This window comes from Streptomyces sp. NBC_01428 (genome assembly GCF_036231965.1).
Taxonomy (GTDB): Bacteria; Actinomycetota; Actinomycetes; order Streptomycetales; family Streptomycetaceae; genus Streptomyces.
The window spans coordinates 4,870,390-4,892,268 of sequence record NZ_CP109499.1 but is presented as its reverse complement, the minus strand read 5'-3'; the positions used below and the strand labels follow the sequence as shown (position 1 = coordinate 4,892,268).

Annotated in this window: 19 protein-coding genes, 4 tRNA genes and 1 pseudogene; 13 read left to right on the top strand and 11 right to left on the bottom strand. The window is 69.8% G+C overall.

Annotated features, from left to right (window positions below):
- Positions 1 to 2: 2 nt before the first annotated feature.
- Together OG406_RS21260 and OG406_RS21255 are read left to right on the top strand one after the other, a co-directional pair.
- A tRNA-Asp gene (locus OG406_RS21260) sits at positions 3 to 77 on the top strand.
- Positions 78 to 356: 279 nt separating this feature from the next.
- Positions 357 to 548, top strand: coding sequence for a DUF6274 family protein (locus tag OG406_RS21255; protein ID WP_266614914.1), 192 nt, complete (start codon positions 357 to 359; stop codon positions 546 to 548).
- Between the two features lie 468 nt (positions 549 to 1,016).
- Here OG406_RS21255 and bldC read toward each other — a convergent pair whose 3' ends face one another.
- Together bldC and OG406_RS21245 are read right to left on the bottom strand one after the other, a co-directional pair.
- Positions 1,017 to 1,223, bottom strand: a complete 207-nt coding sequence (gene bldC / locus OG406_RS21250; RefSeq protein WP_003949541.1) for a developmental transcriptional regulator BldC — start codon at positions 1,221 to 1,223, stop codon at positions 1,017 to 1,019.
- A gap of 649 nt (positions 1,224 to 1,872) precedes the next feature.
- Entirely contained in the window at positions 1,873 to 2,721 is an 849-nt protein-coding gene (locus OG406_RS21245; protein WP_329187211.1) for a hypothetical protein, read from the bottom strand.
- 222 nt (positions 2,722 to 2,943) lie between these two features.
- On the opposite strand from OG406_RS21245, the gene OG406_RS21240 reads away from it, so the two are divergent.
- Both OG406_RS21240 and OG406_RS21235 read left to right on the top strand, forming a co-directional pair.
- On the top strand, positions 2,944 to 4,038 hold the full coding sequence (locus tag OG406_RS21240) for a Leu/Phe/Val dehydrogenase (protein WP_164369484.1): 1,095 nt from the start codon (positions 2,944 to 2,946) through the stop codon (positions 4,036 to 4,038).
- A 301-nt stretch (positions 4,039 to 4,339) separates the two neighbouring features.
- A complete protein-coding gene (locus OG406_RS21235) occupies positions 4,340 to 4,594 on the top strand; it encodes a DUF3073 domain-containing protein (protein ID WP_164369483.1) in 255 nt (84 codons plus the stop codon).
- Between the two features lie 157 nt (positions 4,595 to 4,751).
- Here OG406_RS21235 and purM read toward each other — a convergent pair whose 3' ends face one another.
- The 5 genes from purM to OG406_RS21210 all read right to left on the bottom strand — a co-directional run bounded on the left by purM (position 4,752) and on the right by OG406_RS21210 (position 10,137).
- Entirely contained in the window at positions 4,752 to 5,852 is a 1,101-nt protein-coding gene (purM, locus tag OG406_RS21230) for a phosphoribosylformylglycinamidine cyclo-ligase (RefSeq protein ID WP_164369482.1), read from the bottom strand.
- A 43-nt stretch (positions 5,853 to 5,895) separates the two neighbouring features.
- Positions 5,896 to 7,422, bottom strand: a complete 1,527-nt coding sequence (gene purF, locus OG406_RS21225; protein WP_081218200.1) for an amidophosphoribosyltransferase — start codon at positions 7,420 to 7,422, stop codon at positions 5,896 to 5,898.
- A 61-nt stretch (positions 7,423 to 7,483) separates the two neighbouring features.
- Entirely contained in the window at positions 7,484 to 8,272 is a 789-nt protein-coding gene (locus OG406_RS21220) for an META domain-containing protein (RefSeq protein WP_329187208.1), read from the bottom strand.
- Between the two features lie 369 nt (positions 8,273 to 8,641).
- Complete coding sequence (locus tag OG406_RS21215; RefSeq protein ID WP_267051265.1) at positions 8,642 to 9,439, bottom strand: maleylpyruvate isomerase family mycothiol-dependent enzyme; 798 nt, start codon at positions 9,437 to 9,439, stop codon at positions 8,642 to 8,644.
- Between the two features lie 59 nt (positions 9,440 to 9,498).
- A complete protein-coding gene (locus tag OG406_RS21210; RefSeq protein WP_267051266.1) occupies positions 9,499 to 10,137 on the bottom strand; it encodes a TetR/AcrR family transcriptional regulator in 639 nt (212 codons plus the stop codon).
- 126 nt (positions 10,138 to 10,263) lie between these two features.
- Here OG406_RS21210 and OG406_RS21205 point away from each other — a divergent pair, with 126 nt between their 5' ends.
- Entirely contained in the window at positions 10,264 to 12,006 is a 1,743-nt protein-coding gene (locus tag OG406_RS21205; RefSeq protein WP_443067095.1) for an MFS transporter, read from the top strand.
- Between the two features lie 74 nt (positions 12,007 to 12,080).
- On the opposite strand, the gene purL is transcribed toward OG406_RS21205, so the two are convergent.
- Genes purL through purS form a run of 3 tightly spaced genes read right to left on the bottom strand, consistent with a single transcriptional unit; the run spans position 12,081 to position 15,276 of the window.
- Positions 12,081 to 14,339, bottom strand: a complete 2,259-nt coding sequence (gene purL / locus OG406_RS21200) for a phosphoribosylformylglycinamidine synthase subunit PurL (RefSeq protein ID WP_266614920.1) — start codon at positions 14,337 to 14,339, stop codon at positions 12,081 to 12,083.
- On the bottom strand, positions 14,336 to 15,016 hold the full coding sequence (gene purQ / locus OG406_RS21195) for a phosphoribosylformylglycinamidine synthase subunit PurQ (protein ID WP_164369477.1): 681 nt from the start codon (positions 15,014 to 15,016) through the stop codon (positions 14,336 to 14,338). The genes purL and purQ overlap by 4 nt, the downstream gene beginning before the upstream one ends.
- A complete protein-coding gene (gene purS, locus OG406_RS21190) occupies positions 15,013 to 15,276 on the bottom strand; it encodes a phosphoribosylformylglycinamidine synthase subunit PurS (RefSeq protein WP_060898438.1) in 264 nt (87 codons plus the stop codon). Before purS ends, purQ begins: the two co-directional genes overlap by 4 nt.
- A 361-nt stretch (positions 15,277 to 15,637) precedes the next feature.
- Between purS and OG406_RS21185 the strand changes: the two genes are divergently transcribed.
- The 8 genes and pseudogenes from OG406_RS21185 (at position 15,638) to OG406_RS21150 (ending at position 20,847) form a co-directional block, all read left to right on the top strand.
- Positions 15,638 to 15,955 (top strand): histone-like nucleoid-structuring protein Lsr2, encoded by a 318-nt coding sequence (locus OG406_RS21185; RefSeq protein ID WP_081218206.1) that lies wholly within the window; start codon positions 15,638 to 15,640, stop codon positions 15,953 to 15,955.
- A 143-nt stretch (positions 15,956 to 16,098) separates the two neighbouring features.
- Positions 16,099 to 16,170: transfer RNA gene (locus tag OG406_RS21180), tRNA-Gly, on the top strand.
- Between the two features lie 79 nt (positions 16,171 to 16,249).
- Positions 16,250 to 16,322: transfer RNA gene (locus OG406_RS21175), tRNA-Gly, on the top strand.
- A 273-nt stretch (positions 16,323 to 16,595) separates the two neighbouring features.
- Entirely contained in the window at positions 16,596 to 17,639 is a 1,044-nt protein-coding gene (locus OG406_RS21170; RefSeq protein ID WP_326842839.1) for an ABC transporter ATP-binding protein, read from the top strand.
- The gene (locus OG406_RS21165; RefSeq protein WP_267051268.1) at positions 17,636 to 18,439 is read left to right on the top strand and encodes an ABC transporter permease; all 804 of its coding nucleotides are present in this window, start codon (positions 17,636 to 17,638) and stop codon (positions 18,437 to 18,439) included. The genes OG406_RS21170 and OG406_RS21165 overlap by 4 nt, the downstream gene beginning before the upstream one ends.
- A 19-nt stretch (positions 18,440 to 18,458) precedes the next feature.
- Positions 18,459 to 19,688 (top strand): annotated as a pseudogene (locus OG406_RS21160) (sensor histidine kinase); the annotation flags it as partial.
- Positions 19,689 to 20,107: 419 nt separating this feature from the next.
- A complete protein-coding gene (locus OG406_RS21155) occupies positions 20,108 to 20,752 on the top strand; it encodes a response regulator transcription factor (protein WP_164369474.1) in 645 nt (214 codons plus the stop codon).
- Positions 20,753 to 20,774: 22 nt separating this feature from the next.
- Positions 20,775 to 20,847, top strand: a tRNA-Gly gene (locus OG406_RS21150).
- A gap of 100 nt (positions 20,848 to 20,947) precedes the next feature.
- Here the strand turns inward: OG406_RS21150 and OG406_RS21145 are convergent.
- Complete coding sequence (locus OG406_RS21145) at positions 20,948 to 21,847, bottom strand: phosphoribosylaminoimidazolesuccinocarboxamide synthase (protein WP_267051269.1); 900 nt, start codon at positions 21,845 to 21,847, stop codon at positions 20,948 to 20,950.
- Positions 21,848 to 21,879 lie beyond the last annotated feature (32 nt).

Here is a 21,879-nt window from a genome sequence, read left to right as displayed (position 1 = left end):
CAGGTCCTGTGGAGCAGCTTGGAGTGCTCGCCACCCTGTCAAGGTGGAGGCCGCGGGTTCAAATCCCGTCAGGACCGCAGTAGAGAAGGCCCGGAGCTTCGGCTCCGGGCCTTCTTCTTTGCGTCGGCCTTCTTTGCCGCGGCCTTCTTCGCGTCGGCCTTCTTCGCGTCGGCCGCCGCTCCATGCCCCTCCCCCTCCACGCCCTCCGCCGCTTTGCACCCCGCACCGCTTCGTGTGCGCCCGCCGGCGCCCCAACGGCCGCCCCCAGGACGCGTTCCCGCTTCTTGACGGCGTCACATTCCAGCGGGTACTCCGGAAGCCGGGGCTCGCGCCCTGTCGGCCCCCTGGAGGTGCGTATGGCGGTGTCCGCCCGGCACGAGACCCGGGCTCTGCTCCGAGCCCATCTGGCGGCCGCCTCCGGCTATCGCCATCTGACGCGGCACTGCACGGTCTGCCATCGGCTCCTGCGGCTGGCCATGGAACCCGGTCCGTACGACGAGCAGGATGCCGACGGCGCCCCCGAGGACGAAAGCCCCTCCACCGCGTGACCGAAGACCCCGGCCAGGAGGTCCGCGCGGTGCGACCCTTGAGATGAAGGAGCGCGCGTTCGGGCTCAACTCCCTTAGCGCAGAAGGCTCGCGGGCGACAAGGACTCTGGCATGTGACGGGAGTCACCGCATAGGTTTTCAGAAGTGCGGAACTTACCCCCCTCCTACAACGAGTCAATTTAATATGTGCAATTGCACTCGCCGTCGAGGCTGTTCACAGCCGATCCGACACCCGCCCCCAGACTCCGACAAGGCCGCTCACAGGCCGGTCGTCGAGGCGCGTGGACCGCACAAAAAAGATCGCGCTGGACCCGGCGGAGTCCAGCGCGATCTACGACGCACCCTGTTCATATGGCGGAAAAGCTGGGGCGTGGGCTCTGTTGGGGCAGAACCCGCGTCGCTTGGAGCTGTGGTTCGGACGCCTCGGCGGATTGGGGGGTCCGTCGGCTTGTCCGGTTATGCGGGGTCTCAGGCCTCACTGCGCTGCTGCGGGATACCCGCGAGCAGTGCGCGGACCTCAGCCTCGCGGTAGCGGCGGTGTCCGCCGAGCGTGCGGATGGACGTAAGCTTGCCGGCCTTCGCCCACCGCGTGACCGTCTTGGGGTCGACGCGGAACATCGTGGCGACCTCAGCCGGGGTCAGCAGCGGCTCGGCATCAGGGGTGCGAGCGGTCATGAGCGGCCTCCTCGGGAGAACCGAACCTTCTCGGTTCTTTCCTCTAAATTCTGCACCTTGACCCGCGTTGCCCGAAATGGCGGACGCGAGTCGAGTCGGTTATAGGACGAACGGCTTGTCCTCGGCACTACAACTACACCATCCGTCCAGCCGCGTCGGCCAAACCGATGGAATTGCCCTCCCAGGTGTTCATCAGCGACGGAAGCCGATGGACCATGCCATAGCGGACAGTCACGCCACTGTGACGATCAGTCACAGTGGCGTCAGGAGTCATCAGACCCCCCATAGCGTGCAATGCTGAGATTCCACCCATACGTGGGCGGATAGAGTCCTCCCCCGGACTCCTTGTCCTATTTTGGCACGAGGAGGGGCAAGCGATGCAAGAGCCAGGTAAGTGCCATCCATCACGCTTGACACCCGTTGACGCATAAGCCCGGATCGGGACCTACGTCCTGGAGTGAGGGTTCTTCAGCGTGTGAGGACCATACGCGAGTTCGACACCGTTCCTGTGAGAAGCAGATCACACTGCTCGGCGGGCCCAGGAGCCCCTCCCGTCCCACAGGAACCACCCGGAACAGCCCGTTGGGCTGAATCATCCGGAAGTGTCCCGCATGACCCGTTCGTGGATGCAGCTGGTGCCGGTTCGCCGTCAGTTCGCCGAACGCCGGTCCCTGACCGTCCGCCAGCGCTCCACCAGCCGCCCGTACGCCTCGCCGGCCGTCGCCCCGTCCCCGGTGCGCAGCGCCTCGATGCCCTCCGCGACGTCCGCGGCCGAGTGGTCGTCCTCCAGGTGCCCGGCCGGCAACGTGTGCACGAGCCCTCCGTAGTCCAGCTCGACCAGGGAACGCGGATGGAACTCCTCCAGCCAGCGCCCCACGTCCACCAGACCGTCGATCAGCGGTCCCTCGTCCAGGGCGTCCCGGAGCGTGCGCAGGGCCCGCGCCGTGCGCCGCCGGGCCTGCACCATCGGCGTCCGGTAGCGCAGCCGCGGCGCGGCACCTCCCGGGCCCGCCCCCTTCTCGTACTCCCGCTCCTCCTCGGAGACGAGCACGAACCAGTTCAGCGGCACCTGCCAGGTCGAGGTGCGGATCCACGGGCGGGCGTCGGGGTTGCGGGCGAGCCAGCGCTCGTAGTCGAGGGCGGCCTGACGGCGCACCAGCGGCGGCAGCACCGCGTCGAGGACCGGGGCCGGGAGTTCCTCGCCGATCTCGTCCAGGGCCTGCCAGCCGCGCAGCCGGGTGCGCCAGGGGCAGACGCAGACCACGCCGTCCACCTCGGCCACGAACGCGTCGGCGCTCTCGTGCACCGGCACGGGCACCGGCGGAGTGGGCAGCAAGTCGGCCAGCGAACGGCGCAGTTCGTCCTGGTACGAGGGGCGCTCGGTGCGCCGGGCGTAGCGCGTCCAGTGATCGCGCTCCGCCTCCGGGAACGCCACGAGTGGCTCGTACACACGCAGATACGACGTGTACGGCACGATCACCGCGGACACCTTGGGCACGCCTGCTCCCTCCCCCGACGACCACCGGGAAAACCAGCGAGAACCACTCACGACCTGAAGAGAAATCTATGCAAATCGAACCATGGTCGTACCCCGTCGGTGGGTGATCCTGAACACTGCGCCGAAGGCGGGTCGGCGCAGGCCCTACTCTCATGCCCACGGAGCCCGCCATCCGCACGGGCCCCGCACCCAACCGCCGCTCATTACCTGGGAGTCACCACAGTGACCGACGTAACCGGCGCGCCTGCTGATGTACTGCACACCCTGTTCCACTCGGACCAGGGCGGTCATGAGCAAGTCGTGCTCTGCCAGGACCGCGCCAGCGGCCTGAAGGCCGTCATCGCCCTCCACTCCACCGCTCTGGGCCCCGCCCTCGGCGGTACACGCTTCTACCCGTACGCGAGCGAGGCGGAGGCCGTCGCCGACGCGCTCAACCTCGCCCGCGGGATGTCGTACAAGAACGCCATGGCCGGTCTCGACCACGGCGGCGGCAAGGCCGTGATCATCGGGGACCCCGAGCAGATCAAGACCGAGGAGCTGCTCCTCGCCTACGGCCGGTTCGTCGCCTCGCTCGGCGGCCGGTACGTCACGGCCTGCGACGTCGGCACCTACGTGGCCGACATGGACGTCGTGGCCCGCGAGTGCCGCTGGACGACCGGCCGCTCCCCGGAGAACGGCGGCGCGGGCGACTCGTCGGTGCTGACCGCCTTCGGTGTCTTCCAGGGCATGCGGGCCTCGGCCCAGCACCTGTGGGGCGACCCGACGCTGCGCGGCCGCAAGGTCGGCGTCGCGGGCGTCGGCAAGGTGGGCCACCACCTGGTCGACCACCTGCGGGCGGACGGCGCCGAGGTCGTGATCACGGACGTGCGCGAGGACTCCGTACGGCGGATCCTGGACCAGCACCCCACCGGTGTCACGGCCGTCGCCGACACCGCGGCGCTGATCCGCACCGAGGGCCTGGACATCTACGCGCCGTGCGCGCTGGGCGGGGCGCTCGACGACACGACCGTGCCGGCGCTGACCGCGAGCGTCGTGTGCGGCGCGGCCAACAACCAGCTGGCGCACCCGGGTGTGGAGAAGGACCTCGCGGACCGCGGGATCCTGTACGCCCCCGACTACGTGGTGAACGCGGGCGGTGTCATCCAGGTCGCCGACGAGCTGCACGGCTTCGACTTCGACCGGTGCAAGGCCAAGGCGGCGAAGATCTTCGACACGACGCTGGCCATATTCGCACGTGCGAAGGAGGACGGGATTCCGCCGGCCGCCGCGGCCGACCGGATCGCCGAACAGCGGATGGCGGAGGCACGCTCTCACTGACCCTTTCGAGGGCCATAAGTGCTTGTCAGGGACCCGCCGACGGCCGTCGGGGAGACAACTCTCACGTCTGTCGGCGGGTCGGACGCCAAGAAGAGGTTAAAATCGCGGTTGACCAGCGAGGACAGGGCACCTTGTTGGTTCTGGGCAAGGGCGCGTGCTGCGGGCGACGTACCGTATGGGCGCGGGCTCAGGTACCGTGGAAGCCCTACGGACCGGTCTCTCCACGGAGAGTCCGTTCCAGATCATGAACGCGTGTCAAGACTCTGGGGCCATCGAGCCCCGTATCCGAGGGGGTCGAGCCATGGGGCGCGGCCGGGCAAAGGCCAAGCAGACGAAGGTCGCCCGCCAGCTGAAGTACAGCAGCGGCGGGACTGACCTCTCGCGTCTGGCCAATGAGCTGGGCGCTTCGACTTCGAGCCAGCCGCCGAATGGCGAGCCGTTCGAGGACGACGACGAGGAAGACGACCCGTACGCACAGTACGCGGATCTTTACAACGACGACGACGAGGATGACGACGACCAGTCCGGTCCTCAGTCGCAACGTCGTGGCGCTTGACGCACCAGCGTCCCTCGCAGTTTCCGCGATCTTCTCCGCGGGTCTCCCTGAAGTGGTTTTCCGGTAGATCCCGCCTGGCGGATTTCTCGTAGTGACTGCACTTCACCCGGTCCGGGGCCACAGCCGCCGGACCGGGTTTTGTGCTGCCCAGGGGGCATCAGTTCGCGTAGTCGCCGATCAGCTCCGCGCCCGTGGCGTGGTCGCCGCGCTCGGTGATCTCACCGGCGATCCAGGCGTCCACTCCGCGGTCCGCGAGGGTGGCGAGGGCGACCTCGGCCGACTCCTCCGGGACGATCGCCATCATGCCGACGCCCATGTTCAGCGTCTTCTCCAGCTCCAGGCGCTCGACGTCGCCCGTCCGGCCGACCAGGTCGAAGACCGGGGCCGGGGTCCAGGTCTCGCGGTCGACGACGGCGTGCAGGCCGTCCGGGATCACCCGGGCCAGGTTGGCCGCGAGGCCGCCGCCCGTGATGTGGCTGAACGCGTGCACCTCGGTGGTCCGCGTCAGGGCCAGGCAGTCCAGCGAGTAGATCTTGGTGGGCTCCAGGAGCTCCTCGCCGAGCGTGCGGCCGAACTCCTCGATGTGCTGCTCCAGGCCGAGCTTGGCCCGCTCCAGGAGGACATGCCGGACGAGCGAGTACCCGTTCGAGTGAAGACCGGAGGCCGCCATGGCGATCACCGCGTCACCCGTCCGGATGCGGTCCGGGCCGAGCAGCTGGTCGGCCTCGACCACACCCGTACCGGCGCCGGCGACGTCGAAGTCGTCCGGACCCAGCAGACCGGGGTGCTCGGCCGTCTCGCCGCCCACCAGGGCGCAGCCCGCGAGGACACAGCCCTCGGCGATGCCCTTCACGATGGCCGCCACCCGTTCGGGGTGGACCTTGCCCACGCAGATGTAGTCGGTCATGAAGAGCGGCTCGGCACCGCACACGACGATGTCGTCCATGACCATGGCGACCAGGTCGTGGCCGATGGTGTCGTACACGCCGAGCCGACGGGCCACGTCGACCTTGGTGCCCACGCCGTCGGTGGCCGAGGCCAGCAGAGGGCGCTCGAACCGCTTGAGGGCGGAGGCGTCGAAGAGGCCGGCGAATCCGCCGAGGCCGCCGAGGACCTCGGGGCGCTGCGTCTTCTTCACCCACTCCTTCATGAGCTCCACGGCGCGGTCGCCGGCCTCGATGTCGACGCCGGCAGCCGCGTAGGAAGCACCGGAGGCACTGCCCGTCGCCGTAGGTGACTGATCAGACACAGAAGACATTGCCTGGGATCTTTCGGGTTGGTGAAACGGGGCTCTGCGGCACTTACGGGCGACGGATGGCGTCAGCCGCGGCCGTGGCTGCGGGACCCGCGGCCAGCTCGGTCTCCAGGAGCTGCTTACCGAGCAGCTCGGGGTCGGGAAGCTCCATCGGGTACTCGCCGTCGAAGCACGCGCGGCAGAGGTTCGGCTTGTCGATGGTCGTGGCCTCGATCATGCCGTCGATGGAGATGTACGAGAGGGAGTCGGCGCCGAGCGAGGTGCCGATCTCCTCGATGGTCATGCCGTTCGCGATCAGCTCGGCGCGGGTCGCGAAGTCGATGCCGAAGAAGCAGGGCCACTTCACGGGCGGCGAGGAGATCCGGATGTGGACCTCGGCGGCGCCCGCCTCGCGGAGCATCCGGACGAGGGCGCGCTGGGTGTTGCCGCGCACGATCGAGTCGTCGACGACGACCAGACGCTTGCCCTTGATGACTTCCTTGAGCGGGTTCAGCTTCAGCCGGATGCCCAGCTGGCGGATGGTCTGCGAGGGCTGGATGAAGGTCCGGCCCACGTACGCGTTCTTGACCAGGCCGGCGCCGAACGGGATGCCGGAGGCCTCCGCGTAACCGATCGCGGCGGGCGTCCCGGACTCCGGGGTCGCTATGACCAGGTCGGCGTCGACCGGGGCTTCCTTGGCGAGTTTGCGGCCCATCTCGACACGCGAGAGGTACACGTTCCGACCGGCGATGTCCGTGTCGGGGCGAGCCAGGTACACGTACTCGAAGATGCAGCCCTTGGGCTTCGCTTCCGCGAATCGCGAGCTCCGAAGACCGTTCTCGTCGATGGCGACGAACTCGCCCGGCTCGATCTCGCGCACATAGCTGGCGCCGCAGATGTCGAGGGCGGCGGACTCGGAGGCGACCACCCAGCCACGCTCCAGGCGGCCGAGGACCAGCGGGCGGATGCCCTGCGGGTCACGGGCGGCGTAGAGGGTGTGCTCGTTCATGAAGACGAGCGAGAAGGCGCCCATGACCTGCGGGAGGACCTTGGTGGAGGCCTCCTCCACGGTCAGCGGCTTGCCGTCCTCGTCGACCTGGGCCGCGAGGAGCGCGGTGAGCAGGTCGGTGTCGTTGGTGGCCGCCACCCGGGTGGTGCGGCCCTCCTGCTTGGGCAGGTCGGCGACCATCTCGGCGAGCTGCGCCGTGTTGACCAGGTTGCCGTTGTGGCCGAGCGCGATGGAGCCGTGCGCGGTCGCACGGAACGTCGGCTGGGCGTTCTCCCACACGGAGGCACCGGTGGTCGAGTAGCGGGCGTGACCGACCGCGATATGACCCTGGAGCGAACCGAGCGAGGTTTCGTCGAAGACCTGGGACACGAGGCCCATGTCCTTGAAGACGAGGATCTGGGAGCCGTTGCTGACCGCGATTCCCGCGGATTCCTGACCCCGATGCTGGAGGGCGTAGAGCCCGAAGTAAGTGAGCTTGGCGACCTCTTCGCCCGGAGCCCAGACACCGAAGACGCCGCAAGCGTCCTGGGGGCCTTTCTCACCGGGGAGCAGATCATGATTGAGTCGACCGTCACCACGTGGCACGGCACCGAGTGTAGGCGAGATCGACCACTGGTCCGAATTGGGGATAGGGGCTCCCCACCGGTCACTCAGCGGCCACCGCTTGGACGATTTTGCCGTTTCCGCTGGTCAGCGTGATGCCACGATGATCCACCGCGTACGAGGTGCGGCCGTCGAAGAGCTCCAGCAGGGCCTTCTCGGTCCTCATGAGTGAGCGGTCGCACATCATGCGGGTGGTCCTGGCCGGCCCGAGGGTGATATGTCCGTCGCTCACGGTGGCCCGGGCGGACGCGTGGTTGCAGCCGAGGCGGCCGTCGAGGGTGCCTTTCTCGCCCAGGACGAAGTAGGCGTCGGTGCCCTTCGGGAGCGACCGGGAGGTGTTCCTGTCACCGAGTGCCGTGACCGTCCACTTCGTCCCGCGCAGGGGTGCGTCCTTCTCCTTGGTGAGGCTGACCCGGTCGCCGCTGTCGGCGGTGAGGGTCAGCCGATCACCGTCGGTCCTGGCGGTGAACCCGTCCTGGCCGGCGATCGAGCGGCTCAGGTTCCGCTCGAAGGCGGTCGGGCCCTTCGTACAGCCCATCTCGGTCGTCCGGAGCGCGCCGAACGCGACCCGGTCGCCCTTGACCGTGGCCTTCGAGCCGAAGCCGTTGCAGCCGAGGTTGCCGCTGGCCCGGCCGTCCTCGCCGATCTTCAGATACGCGCCGGCCGGTGCCTTCGCGGTCCTTCCGTCCACGGTGAGGCTGTCGACCGTCCAGTGGACTCCGGTCACCGGGGATCCCGTCCCGACGGAACCGCTTCCCGCCGTCTGGGTACCGCACGCCACGGCGAGGGGAAGCAGGGTCAGGACGCTGAGGGTCATTCGCTGCTTGTCCATGCCGATGGGACGGGAGGGGTGGGGGGTCCGGTTCCCCTCCCCGGGCGAGGACGCCCGATCGAGCGGCGGCCGCGGCTGGGGTGACGGGCCCGGACGCGGACGGTTCAGCACGTCAGGAGGCGGTGGACGGCGGGGCGTTCGGGACGTTCGGTGCGCGCGGACGGGATCGGCCTGGGGGCGGCCCGGGTGCGCCGGACGGTTTCGGGCCGTGCCGAAGGCAGTGGCTCGAGTTCGGACGTGGTGGCCGCGGTGGTGGCTCGCGGACGTCCGGGGGGGGTCAGGACGTGGTGGCCGCGGTGGTGGCCCGCGGGCGCCGGGCCGCTCGGGGTCGTCGAGCGAGCACCGGGCGGCAGCGACCGGCCCGGCGGTTCAGCCCATCAGGGGCAGCAGGCCGGCGAGGTCGGCGCGTTCGCCGCTGGCGCTGACCTTCGCCTCGTCGAGTGCCGTCTTCCACTCCGTACGTCCCGTCGCGAGCCGGATCCAGGTCAGCGGGTCCGTCTCCACCACGTTCGGCGGAGTGCCGCGGGTGTGCCGGGGGCCCTCGACGCACTGCACGACCGCGTACGGCGGGATCCGCACCTCCGTCGACGCGCCGGGCGCCTTCACGGCGAGCGCGTCGGCGAGGAGCCGGGTGCAGGCGGCGAGGGCCTGGCGGTCGTACGGGATGTCGAGGCCGGGAACCGCGCGGTTCAGGTCGTCGGTGTGGACGACGAGTTCGACGGTGCGGGTGACGAGGTAGTCGGCGAGGGTCATCGTCCCGGTGCGCGCGGCGAGCAGCCGGCCGTCCGGCGCGGTGGCCAGGCGCTCGGTGATCCGCTGCTCGGTGCGGGCGAACAGGGCGTCGAGGTCCGCGTTCCGGGCGGCGAGCTCACGGGTGTCGGCCGCGATGTCGGCGGCCCGGGCGGCGGTGGCGAACGGCCAGTCGAGCAGGGACAGTTCCCTGGCGGTGGGCTCGGGGCCGTCGAGACTGCGGCTCACCGTGTCCAGGGCCGTCGTGACGTGCGCCGCGAGGTCGCGTACGGTCCACCCGCCGAGGTGCGTGGGACGCGCCGACTGCTCCTCGCTCAGGGTGCGCACGCCGTCCCGTACGTTCCCGAACTGGGCGAGGACCGCCGCGCGGATCTTGGCGGAGTCGTAGGCACGGGCGCGCTTCTTGGCGGGGGGCATGATCCTCACCCTAGGACCGGGGGCGGCTCGGACGGGGGCCGGTGGGGTTTTCCGGTGGTCTACTTCCGGACCGCGTATCCGGCGAGGCCTCTCTCGATCAGGTCGAACGCGCGGTTGGCCTGGTCGGCGGCGTCCTCGGCGACGGCTTCGGGGCTCTCGCCGTCGTTGATACGGCGGTGGTGCGCCTCCACCAGCGCGTTGCGCGCGCTGATCAGCTGGGCGGCCGCGATGGCGGCGAGCACGGGGTCGTCGCTCTCCTCGGCGAGGGTCCGGACCAGCTCCTCCTCACCCCGGTGCGAGGCGATGAGCGCGCGCTCCCGCAGGGCCGGCGTCTCTCCCACGAGGGTGCGCAGCGTGCGGGCGAACGGCTCCGTGTTCAGACCGATCGAGGGATCACGCGCCTCGACCATGTCGAGGAACTGGCGGCGGACAGCGTCCACGGCGGATTCCCCGGGCTCCCGCTCGCGGACCGCGCGGGCGGCGTCCCCGAAGTGTTCCTCCATGGGCCGGAAGACCAAGTCCTCCTTGGTTCCGAAGTAGTTGAACACCGTCATCTTGGAGACCTCGGCCGCGTCGGCGATCTCCGCGACGGAGACGGCGTCGAACCCGCGCTCCACGAACAGCTCCACGGCGGTCTGCCAGATCCGCATGGCTGTCTGCCGCTTCTTGCGCTCCCGCAGTCCCATCGCCTCTGCCATAGCCATGACTGTACCAGGATGAAATTTGATCCGAGAAAAAACATTGACCCGATACATAATTGTCGGGCATGGTGGTGCCATCGCAGTCGGCGGGCCCAACCCGCCGCCGGGGACGGGGAGTCACGCATGTCCACATCAGCCCGCAGGAAATCGGCCGACACCGGGACGACGGGTCGCGGCGGCTCCGCGCCGGGGACGAACACCGGCGCGGAGAGGAAGGGCAGCACGGGCGGGACCGACAGGACGGGCGGGAGGGACAGGACGGCGAAGAAGGCGAAGAAGGCAGCGGAGGGGGCTGAGAAGGCCGCCGACTCGGAGGGGTCCGCCACGAACGCCGCCGTCACGGAGGGGACCTCCGCCCCCGCGGCGGGGACCGGCATGACCGAGCGGCAGCGCACGATCGGCTTCCTCGTCTGCCTGGTCACGATCGTGCTGGCCATCCTGGACCTGCAGATCGTCTCGGCGGCGACCGTCCCGATCGTCCGCGACCTCGACCCCGAGCACGGTGTCGACAAGATCCCGTGGCTGGTCAGCTCGTTCGCGCTGGCCTCGGCGGCGATGCTCCCGCTGTACGGCAAGCTGTGCGACGTCCTCGGCCCCAAGCGGGTCTTCACCGGCGCCATCGCCACCTTCCTGGTGGGCTCGGCGCTGTGCGGCGCCGCCCAGTCGATGGGCCAGCTCATCGCGGCGCGCGCGCTCCAGGGTCTCGGTGGCGGCGGGCTGATGAGCGTGACCATGGTCGTCATCGCCCACCTCAAGGGCCCCGGCGAGAAGGGCGGCAAGGGGAACAACCTCGGCGGGGTCGTCGCCGGCGGAGGCATGGCCGTCGGCCCCTGGATCGGTGGCCTGCTCGCGGACCACGCGGGCTGGCGCTGGATCTTCTACGTCAACCTGCCGATCGGCGTCGCCGTCCTGGCCGCGTCCGCCTTCGCCCTCAAGCTCCCCGAGCGCCCCGTCCGCCGCCCGATCGACTACGCCGGCGCCGCCCTCGTCGCGGCCTTCGCCTGCTCCCTGCTGCTCGTCACCGACTGGGGCGGCCAGGAGTACGCGTGGACCTCACCCGTCATCGCGGGCCTGTTGCTCACCTCGGCCGCGACACTCGCCCTGTTCCTGTGGCGCCAGACGCGGGCGCCCGAACCGGTGCTTCCACTCTCCCTGTTCCGGGTTCCGGAGCTGCGCCTCGGCTTCGCGATCCAGGGCCTCGTCGGGGCCTCGATGATGTGCGCCATCTACTACGTGCTGGTCTATCTCCAGGTGGCCCGAGGCATCGGCAGCTCCTCCGCCGGGCTCTATCTCCTGCCCATGGCGGCCGGAATGACCGCCGTCGGCATCCTCTCCGGCCGCCTCACCGACCGTGGCTGGTCGGCCCGCACCTTCACCATCAGCGGCACCGCGACCACCGCGCTCGCGTTCGTCGCACTGTCCACCACCGGTCCCGACACCTCCCTCTGGCTGATCCGCGCCGAACTCCTGCTGTTCGGGGCCGGGTTCGGACAGCTCGTGGGCCAGCTGATCCTGCTCGTGCAGGACGCGGCACCCCGGCACCAGCTGGGCATCGCCACCACCGGCGTCCGCTTCTTCCAGACCCTGGGCAGCGCCCTCGGCACCGCGGTCTTCGGCACCGTCCTCGCCCGTCTGTACGCGGCCGACGGGCCCGGCGGCGGCATCGGTTCCCTCGCCCGGCTCACCGGAAGGGCCCGCACCGACGGGGTCGAGGCCTTCGTCTCCGCCATGGACGTCGTCTTCTGGGGAGCGGCGGCGGTCATGGCGGTCGGCGTGATGCTGGCGCTGCGGCTGCCCCGGTCGGGCACCCGGCCCGGGACTTCCATACCCGAGCGGGCGCGGGAGGAACAGCCCGTCGCTGCCTGAGTCGAACACGACAGGCCAGGACGCGCGAAGGCCCCGCCCGGAGTCCGGACGGGGCCTTCGCGCAGGTCAGCGGATCACGCCAGCAGCGCCGGAATGGTCTCCTCGTGAGCGGTGCGCAGCTCGGCCAGGGAGAGCGCGAACTCGCCCTGGACGTCGACCGCGTCGCCGTCGACGACACCGATGCGGGTGACGGGCAGACCCCGGGCACCGCACATGTCGTTGAAGCGCAGCTCCTCCGAGCGCGGGACGGCGACGACCGCGCGGCCCGCCGACTCCGAGAAGAGGAAGGTGAACGCGTCGAGACCGTCCGGGACGATCAGCCGCGCGCCCTTGTCGCCCTGCAGCGCCGACTCGACCACGGCCTGGATGAGGCCGCCGTCGGACAGGTCGTGCGCGGAGTCGATCATTCCGTCGCGCGAGGCCGAGATGAGGATCTCGGCGAGCAGCCGCTCGCGCTCCAGATCGACCTGCGGGGGCAGACCGCCCAGGTGGTCGTGGACGACCTGGGACCAAGCCGAACCGCCGAACTCCTCACGGGTGTCACCGAGCAGGTAGAGGAGCTGGCCCTCTTCCTGGAAGGCGACCGGCGTGCGGCGGGCGACGTCGTCGATGACGCCCAGCACGGCCACGACCGGAGTCGGGTGGATGGCGGCCTCGCCGGTCTGGTTGTACAGCGAGACGTTGCCGCCGGTCACCGGGGTGCCCAACTGCTGGCAGCCGTCGGCCAGTCCGCGGATCGCCTCGGCGAACTGCCACATGACCGCCGGGTCCTCCGGCGAGCCGAAGTTCAGGCAGTCGGAGACGGCGAGCGGCTTGGCACCGGTGGTCGCGACGTTCCGGTACGCCTCGGCGAGGGCCAGCTGCGCACCGGTGTACGGGTCGAGCTTGGCGTAGCGGCCGTTGCCGTCCGTCGCGATGGCGACACCGAGCCCGGTCTCCTCGTCGATGCGGATCATGCCCGAGTCCTCGGGCTGGGCCAGCACGGTGTTGCCCTGCACGAAGTGGTCGTACTGGGAGGTGATCCAGGACTTGGAGGCCTGGTTCGGGGAGGAGACGAGCCGCAGGACCTGGTCCTTCAGCTCGGCGCTCGTCGCCGGGCGGGGCAGCTTGTTCGCGTCGTCGGCCTGGAGCGCGTCCTGCCACGAAGGGCGGGCGTAGGGGCGCTCGTAGACCGGGCCGTCGTGCGCGACGGTGCGCGGGTCGACGTCGACGATCTTGCCGCCGTGCCAGAAGATCTCCAGCCGGTCGCCGTCGGTGACCTCACCGATGACGGTGGCGATGACATCCCACTTGTCGCAGATCTCGAGGAAGCGGTCGACCTTCTCCGGCTCCACGACCGCGCACATGCGCTCCTGCGACTCGCTCATGAGGATCTCCTCGGGCGAGAGCGTGGAGTCGCGCAGCGGTACATCGTCGAGGGTGACGCGCATGCCGCCGGAGCCGTTGGACGCCAACTCGCTGGTGGCGCAGGACAGTCCGGCCGCGCCGAGGTCCTGGATGCCGACGACGAGCTTCTCGGCGAAGGCCTCCAGGGTGCACTCGATGAGGAGCTTCTCCTGGAAGGGGTCGCCGACCTGGACGGCGGGACGCTTCGACGGCTTGGCGTCGTCGAAGGTCTCCGAGGCGAGGATCGACGCGCCGCCGATGCCGTCACCGCCCGTGCGGGCCCCGTACAGGATGACCTTGTTGCCCGTGCCGGACGCCTTCGCGAGGTGGATGTCCTCGTGCCGCATGACGCCGATGGCACCGGCGTTGACCAGCGGGTTGCCCTGGTAGCAGGCGTCGAAGACGACCTCACCGCCGATGTTCGGCAGGCCCAGGCAGTTGCCGTAGCCGCCGATGCCCGCGACGACACCCGGCAGGACGCGCTTGGTGTCGGGGTGGTCGGCCGCGCCGAACCGCAGCGGGTCGACGACGGCGACCGGACGGGCGCCCATCGCGATGATGTCGCGCACGATGCCGCCGACGCCGGTGGCCGCGCCCTGGTAGGGCTCGACGTACGACGGGTGGTTGTGCGACTCGACCTTGAAGGTCACCGCGTAGCCCTGGCCGACGTCGACGACGCCGGCGTTCTCGCCGATGCCGACGAGCAGCGCGTCGGACTGCGGGGCCTTCTCGCCGAACTGGCGGAGGTGGACCTTCGAGGACTTGTAGGAGCAGTGCTCGGACCACATGACGGAGTACATGGCGAGCTCGGCACCGGTGGGCCGGCGGCCGAGGATCTCGACGACCCGCTCGTACTCGTCCTTCTTCAGGCCCAGTTCGGCCCAGGGCAGCTCGACGTCGGGGGTCGCGGCCGCGTTCTCGACCGTGTCCAGAGGCGTGCGGCTCATGCGTTGACCAGCTTCTTGAGGATCGAGGTGAAGAAGGGGAGGCCGTCGGTGCGGCCGGAGCCGACGAGCGGCTCGACGGCGTGCTCCGGGTGCGGCATCAGACCGACGACGTTGCCCGCCTCGTTCGTGATGCCGGCGATGTCGCGCAGCGAGCCGTTCGGGTTGACGTCCACGTAGCGGAACGCGACCCGGCCCTCGGCCTCCAGCATGTCGAGCGTCCGCGAATCGGCGACGTACCGCCCGTCCATGTTCTTCAGCGGGATGTGGATCTCCTGGCCGGACACGTAGTCGGCGGTCCAGGCGGTCTCCGCGTTCTCCACCCGCAGCTTCTGGTCACGGCAGATGAAGTGGAGGTGGTTGTTGCCGAGCATCGCGCCGGGAAGGAGGTGCGCCTCGGTGAGGACCTGGAAGCCGTTGCAGATGCCGAGAACCGGCATTCCGGACTTCGCCTGCTCGACGACGGTCTCCATCACCGGCGAGAAGCGCGAGATGGCGCCGGCCCGGAGATAGTCGCCGTACGAGAAACCGCCGGGCAGCACCACGGCGTCGACCTGCTTGAGGTCCTTGTCCTTGTGCCAGAGAGCGACGGGTTCGGCACCCGCGAGCCGGATCGCGCGCTGCGTGTCACGGTCGTCGAGGCTGCCCGGAAAGGTGACGACTCCAATACGAGCGGTCACTTTCCGGCCTCCGCGACTTCCTCGACCTTGACGGTGAAGTCCTCGATCACGGTGTTGGCGAGGAAGGATTCCGCAAGTTCGTGGATGCGGGCGAGCGCGGCGTCGTCCACCGGTCCGTCCACTTCCAGTTCGAATCGCTTTCCCTGACGTACGTCGGAGACACCGTCGAAACCGAGGCGCGGCAGTGCACGCTGCACCGCCTGGCCCTGGGGGTCGAGGATCTCCGGCTTGAGCATGACGTCGACTACGACGCGTGCCACTGGCACTCCCGGTGTGTGGTGCTGAGCAGGTCCCTTCAGACTACCCGTACAAAATTTCTACTCGCGTAGATTCGTAGAATCCTACGTGACCCCGATCACGATCCCGCATCGACAAGGGGTCTTCCGCGGAAAATCCTGGGAAAAACAGCAGAAGAGCGACGGGAGCCCATTGCCTCCGGACACGCGGAAGGATTTAGTCGGGCTTCACAATGCAATGCCGGGCACTGTACAAAGGAATTGGCATTAGCCGATACTTTGCCCAATAACAGCCGGACAGTCGACATCTCCCCGACAACTCCGTGACGTCCGCGCACGTCATGACCGTTGATCGCAGAGCTGTCGCGCGAAGGGACCGATATTCGTGGCGCAGCGTGTCGTGGTCACTCTCTTTGACGACATCGACGGCTCGGAAGCGGCGGAGACGATCGCCTTCGGACTGGACGGCAAGTCGTACGAGATCGACCTCAATCCAGCCAATGCCAAGAAACTGCGCAAGGTCCTCGCGCCGTACCTCGAGGCCGGCCGCAAGCAGTCGAAGTCCGGGAAGGCGTACACGCACACCGCGCTGACGCCCGACCCCGCCGCCGTCCGCGCCTGGGCCCGCTCCAACAAGATGGACGTGCCGCCGCGCGGCCGGATCCCCAAGAAGGTCTACGAGGCGTTCGCCGAGTCCCACTGAGCCGCCGCCCCGCACCGGGGGACACCCGCGAGGGACCGCCACCGGACCCCGCAGACAGCCGACTTGCGCTGACCCCCCGCTGATCAGCTAGAGTCTGGAACACGCCGAGGGGCAAGGCCGAAAGCCGAAACCCACGGGGTCGCGCGGGTGTAGTTCAGTAGTAGAACATCCCCCTTCCAGGGGGAAGGCGCAGTGTGCAATTCCTGTCACCCGCTCTGCATCTCTTACCGATCGGTCTTGTCGATCAGGTAGGGTGGTGCTCGCGCCGATCGGTGGAAGCCGGTCGGAGGCAATGCGGACGTAGCTCAGTTGGTAGAGCGCAACCTTGCCAAGGTTGAGGTCGCCAGTTCGAACCTGGTCGTCCGCTCAGAAGACAAAGGCCCCGGTCAGTCGACCGGGGCCTTTGTCGTATGCCATCCCTGCGGTCACCGGCCTCTCCGTTCGCGACGGCGGTGCACGTCACACCCGCCTTCAACCGCGGACGGGCATCGGGCAACTCTCTCCGACCTCGCCCGCGTCGCAGCTCCCTCTCCGTACGGCTCCCTTCCCGCCGGATCTCCCTGCGTCGTCTGACATTTGTCATGAGGAGTGATGACACCGCGCACTGCTGCGGGGCCACGTTCGCGGCGAGGCTGAATGCATGAACACGAACGGGCACGATCACGTGATCGAGGTCACTGACCTGCGGCGGGTGTACGGGGGTGAGGGCGGAGACTTCGAAGCGGTGCGCGGCGTCACGTTCTCGGTGGGCCGCGGCGAACTGTTCGCCCTGCTCGGGACGAACGGCGCGGGCAAGACGTCCACCGTCGAGCTGATCGAGGGCCTCGCACCTCCGGCCGGCGGGCACGTGCGGGTCCTCGGGCACGATCCGTACATGGAGCGGAGGGCCGTGCGGCCCCGGATCGGCGTGATGCTCCAGGAGGGCGGCTTCCCTTCCGAACTGACGGTCGCGGAGACCCTGCGCATGTGGGCGGGATGCACGAGCGGAGCGCGGCCTGTCGGCGAGGCGCTGGAGCTGGTCGGGCTCGCCCGCAGAAGTGCGGTCCGGGTCAAACAGCTGTCCGGGGGCGAGAAGCGGCGCCTGGACCTCGCGCTCGCGCTCCTCGGTCGCCCCGACGTCCTCTTCCTCGACGAACCCACGACCGGACTCGACGTGGAAGGCCGCCAGAGCACCTGGGAGTTGGTGCGCGAGCTGCGCGACGGCGGAACGACCGTCCTGCTGACCACCCACTATCTGGAGGAGGCGGAGGGTCTCGCCGACCGGCTGGCGATCCTCCACGAGGGACGGATCGCGGCCCTCGGCACTCCGGCCGAGGTCACCGCGGCCCAGCCGTCGCGCGTCTCCTTCGAGTTGCCCGAGGGGTACTTCCCGGGCGACCTGCCCCCGCTGGCCGAACTCGGCGTGAGCAGCCACGAGACAGTGGGCCGGGTGATCAGACTCCGCACGAACGAACTGCAGCGGACCGCGACCGCCCTACTGGTGTGGGCGGAGCGGGCACGGGTCGAGCTGCGGGGGCTCGATGTGCGCTCGGCGTCCCTGGAGGAGGCGTTCCTGCGCATAGCGCGAGACGCGGCGGTGCAGGACGGGCACCGGCCCGAACCGGCGGGAGCGGGCATGTCCGCCGGACCGAGGCGGACGGGCCGGACGGGGCGGACACGGCAGACGAAGGGGACGGCGGCATGAGCGGGACAGCAGTCACTACGGGAGCCGGCCCGGCCCGGACCACGGCGGTGGGGCGGATGGGAGCTCTGGCCCGCGCCGAGCTGACCCTGCTCGGCCGTACGAAGGCGACGCTCGCGGCGGCGGTGTTCGTGCCGCTGATCATGCCCTTCACGCTCCGCTCGACCGTGGACCAGATGGATCTGAAGGGCACCGGGCTCACCGTCGGGTCGATCCTGCTCCCGTCCTCGATCGGGTTCGCCCTGCTCTTCGCGGTCTACAGCTCGCTGGTGAGTGTCTACGCGGCCCGCAGGGAGGAGCTCGTCCTCAAGCGGCTGCGCACCGGGGAACCACGCGACGTGGAGATCCTCCTGGGCGCCGCACTGCCCTCGGTGACGATCGGTCTCGCCCAGTGCCTGATCCTGACCGCCGCCTATGCCGTGATGCTCGACATCGGGGCGCCCCGGGCACCCCATCTCGTTCTGCTCGGGCTCCTGTTGGGGTTCCTCACCTGGCCGGCGCTGGCAGCCGTCACCGCGAGCTTCAGCAAGAGCATCGAGGGAGCCCAGGTCGCGGCGATGCCCCTGACGCTGGTGTCCCTGGTCGGATCCGGGACCTTCATACCGCTGGAGGTGCTGCCCGACCGCGTCGCCTCGTTCTGCGAACTGCTGCCCCTCACTCCGGTGATCACCCTGATACGCGGCGGCTGGACCGGGCACCTCTCCGCCCACGACACCCTGGGAGCGGTCGGCACGGCGGTGGTCTGGGCCGCGATCGCGGTGTTTGCTGTACGGCGGTGGTTCCGCTGGGAGCCGCGACGATGACCACGGACACGGGGTGGGTATGAACGAGCCGACCGGTTGGTGGCGCGACAAGAGCACACCCGCCAAGGTCGAGGCGTACACGCGGTGGTCGTTCCACTTCTTCGCCGTGATCGAGGTCGTCACGTTCGGCCTGCCGATCTTCGGCAACGTCTCGTCCGCCCTGACCTGGCCGCTGTTCCTGCTGGTGTGCGCGCACGCCGTGCTCTGCGCGGTGACGGCGTCGCAGTCGCTGGACTGGACGCGCGGTACGCGGCGGCAGCCCGGTCGACTGATGCTCGCGCTGGCCCTGGTCACCGCCGCGGTGGCCGTCGTGGCGCTGGCACTGTCGGGCACCGACTGGCGCCCGGCGACCGAGGACGAGATGCGGGTGTCGTCCTCGATCTTCGTCGGCGTCATAGCGTTCGGCACCGGCACGCTCGCCCTCGGGACCCGCGACCGCAGGCGGATGACCTCAGCCGTGGTCGGAGCGGCCGCGGGAGGCGGAGCGGTCTCCTTCCCGCTCGGCTTCCCCGGTCCCGCCGCGCTGATCACCGCCGTCGCCGTCCTGCTCACCGCCGGGTTCCTGACCTTCACCGCGGCGTTCTCGGTCTGGCTGCTGAACGCCGTCTACGAACTCGACGCGGCCCGCGAGACCCGGGCCCGGCTCGCCGTCGCCGAGGAGCGGCTGCGCTTCGGCCGCGATCTGCACGACGTGATGGGCCGCAATCTCGCGGTGATCGCCCTCAAGAGCGAGCTGGCCGTCCAGCTGTCCCGGCGCGGGAGGCCCGAGGCCGTGGACCAGATGACCGAGGTCCAGCGGATAGCGCGTGAGTCCCAGCGGGAGGTGCGGGCTGTGGTGCGGGGATACCGCGAGGCGGACTTGAGAGTCGAACTGGCGGGAGCCCAGGGCGTGTTGACGGCGGCCGGCATCGACTGTTCCGTCACCGGCGCAAGCACGGAGCTGCCCGTGGCGATCCAGTCGGCGCTCGGCTGGGTCGTCCGGGAGGCGACGACCAATGTGCTCCGGCACGGGGACGCCAAGAGCTGTGCGGTGTCGCTGCGGGCGGCCGCGGACGTGGTGATCCTGACGGTCGAGAACGACGGGGCTCCGGACACGGAAGGTCCGAGCCCCCGGAGGGAAGGCGGCTCCGAACCGATCCGGGGATCCGGGCTCGTGGGGCTGCGGGAGCGGCTGGGGGAGGTGGACGGGGTACTGCGGGCCGGCGCGAGCGGAGGGCTCTTCCGGCTGACCGCGGAGGTTCCCCTGCCCGTTCCGCGCACCCCGGGCTCGGACCCGCACCCGGCCCCCGCCCCGGACCGGGACCGCGGGAGAACCGTGCAGGCCGGGCGAGGGACGGGCCGACCGTCGACGGACACCGGCCCTGACCGGGACGCAGACACAAACGCACACGCAGACGCAGACGCAGACGCGGACGCGGACAGTAACTGGGACAAGGACGTGGTCAGAAGCGTGAGGACGGGCGAGGGCCGGGCCGGTCAGGACCGAAGAGACCGTAGAGATGGTGGGGACGGCGAAGTCGGCGGAGTCGGCGGAGTCGGCGGAGTCGGCGGAGTCGGCGGAGTCGGCGGAGTCGGCGGGGACAAGGACAGAGTCCTGGAGGTCGGGGCCGCCGGGCATGAGGGAGGGACGTCTTCGTCCGTGCCGCACCAGGCAGGGGAGGTCACGCCATGACGTCCGTGCCGGAGGACGCGGCGGCGCCGGCCGCTCCCGTGCGGCTGCTGCTCGCCGACGACGAGCATCTGATCCGGGGTGCGCTGGCCGCGCTGCTCGGGCTGGAGGACGACCTGGTCGTGGTGGCCGAGGCGGCGACCGGACCCGAGGCACTGGCGATGGCGCGGGCCCATGAACCGGACGTCGCCGTCCTGGATCTTCAGATGCCGGGAGCGGACGGTGTGAGGGTGGCCACATCCCTGCGGGCCGAACTGCCGGGCTGTCAGGTGCTGATCGTGACGAGTCATGGACGACCGGGTCATCTGAAGCGGGCGCTTGCGGCGGGTGTGCGCGGGTTCGTGCCGAAGACGGTCAGCGCGCAGCGGCTCGCGGAGATCATTCGCACGGTGCACGCGGGAAACCGTTATGTGGATCCCGAGTTGGCGGCCGACGCGATCTCCGCCGGGGACTCTCCGCTGACCGCCCGGGAGGCCGAGGTGCTGGAATTCGCCGCCGACGGCGCGCCGGTGGCGGAGATCGCGGAGCGGGCCGCGCTGTCCCAGGGGACCGTGCGGAACTATCTGTCGTCGGCCGCGTCCAAACTGGGGGCGGAGAACCGTCACGCGGCAGTGCGTCTCGCACGCCTGCGAGGTTGGGTATAGTGGCTGTCGCGCCACGGCGCATGCGGACGTAGCTCAGTTGGTAGAGCGCAACCTTGCCAAGGTTGAGGTCGCCAGTTCGAACCTGGTCGTCCGCTCCGGAAAAGAAGCCCCCGATCTCCGATCGGGGGCTTCTTCGTGTCCGGGGGCGGTGCCCGGGTGTTCCGGGCCCGGCTCGGAGCCGGGCCCGGGGCGGGGTCAGGTCCAGCTCATGCCCGTGAGGCGTTCGTAGGCCTCGATGTACTTGGCGCGGGTGGCTTCCACGACGTTCTCGGGGAGGGCCGGCGGCGGCTGCTCGCTCTTGCGGTCCCAGCCCGACTCGGCGGAGGTCAGCCAGTCCCGGACGTACTGCTTGTCGAAGGACGGCTGCGCGTGGCCCGGCTCCCACGCGTCGGCGGGCCAGAAGCGTGAGGAGTCCGGGGTCAGCACCTCGTCGGCGAGGACGAGCGTCTCCCCCTCGTAGCCGAACTCGAACTTCGTGTCCGCGAGGATGATGCCCCGATCGCGCGCGATGTCGCGGGCCCGGCTGTAGACGGCGAGGGTCGCCTGGCGCAGTTCGGCGGCGGTGTCGGCGCCGACCTGACGGGCGACCTCCTCGTACGAGACGTTCTCGTCGTGCTCGCCGACGGCGGCCTTGGTGGCCGGGGTGAAGATCGGCGAGGGGAGTTCCGAGCCGTCGACGAGACCCTCAGGGAGGGCGAGGCCGCAGACCGTGCGGGACTCGTTGTACTCGACGAGACCCGAGCCGGTCAGATAGCCGCGGGCGACGCATTCGACCGGGGCCATCCGAAGAGACGTGCAGATCAGGGTGCGGCCGGCCCAGTCGGCGGGGGCGCCCGGCGGGAGGTCGGTGCTGAGCACGTGGTTGGGCGCCAGCTCGGCGAGCTGGTCGAACCACCAGAGCGAGAGCTGGGTGAGCGTTCGGCCCTTGTCGGGGATCTCGGTGGGGAGAACCCAGTCGTACGCGGAGATGCGGTCGCTGGCGACCATCACGAGGTCGCCCGCCTCGTTCTGGTACAGGTCGCGCACCTTGCCGGTGTGCAGATGTACCAGACCCGGCACCTGAAGGGGCTCGGGCTTTTCGACGAATCCGGACACGGTTCCTCCCCGTGGTTCTGTCCTAGTGACTC

Coding starts and splice junctions, on each gene's coding strand:
- OG406_RS21255 (WP_266614914.1), top strand. CDS start 357: ATGGCGGTGTCCGCCCGGCACGAGACCCGGGCTCTGCTCCGAGCCCAT.
- bldC (WP_003949541.1), bottom strand. CDS start 1,223: ATGACCGCTCGCACCCCTGATGCCGAGCCGCTGCTGACCCCGGCTGAG.
- OG406_RS21235 (WP_164369483.1), top strand. CDS start 4,340: ATGGGGCGCGGCCGGGCAAAGGCCAAGCAGACGAAGGTCGCCCGCCAG.
- purM (WP_164369482.1), bottom strand. CDS start 5,852: ATGTCTTCTGTGTCTGATCAGTCACCTACGGCGACGGGCAGTGCCTCC.
- OG406_RS21220 (WP_329187208.1), bottom strand. CDS start 8,272: ATGGACAAGCAGCGAATGACCCTCAGCGTCCTGACCCTGCTTCCCCTC.
- OG406_RS21215 (WP_267051265.1), bottom strand. CDS start 9,439: ATGCCCCCCGCCAAGAAGCGCGCCCGTGCCTACGACTCCGCCAAGATC.
- OG406_RS21210 (WP_267051266.1), bottom strand. CDS start 10,137: ATGGCAGAGGCGATGGGACTGCGGGAGCGCAAGAAGCGGCAGACAGCC.
- OG406_RS21205 (WP_443067095.1), top strand. CDS start 10,264: ATGTCCACATCAGCCCGCAGGAAATCGGCCGACACCGGGACGACGGGT.
- purL (WP_266614920.1), bottom strand. CDS start 14,339: ATGAGCCGCACGCCTCTGGACACGGTCGAGAACGCGGCCGCGACCCCC.
- OG406_RS21170 (WP_326842839.1), top strand. CDS start 16,596: ATGAACACGAACGGGCACGATCACGTGATCGAGGTCACTGACCTGCGG.
- OG406_RS21165 (WP_267051268.1), top strand. CDS start 17,636: ATGAGCGGGACAGCAGTCACTACGGGAGCCGGCCCGGCCCGGACCACG.
- OG406_RS21155 (WP_164369474.1), top strand. CDS start 20,108: ATGACGTCCGTGCCGGAGGACGCGGCGGCGCCGGCCGCTCCCGTGCGG.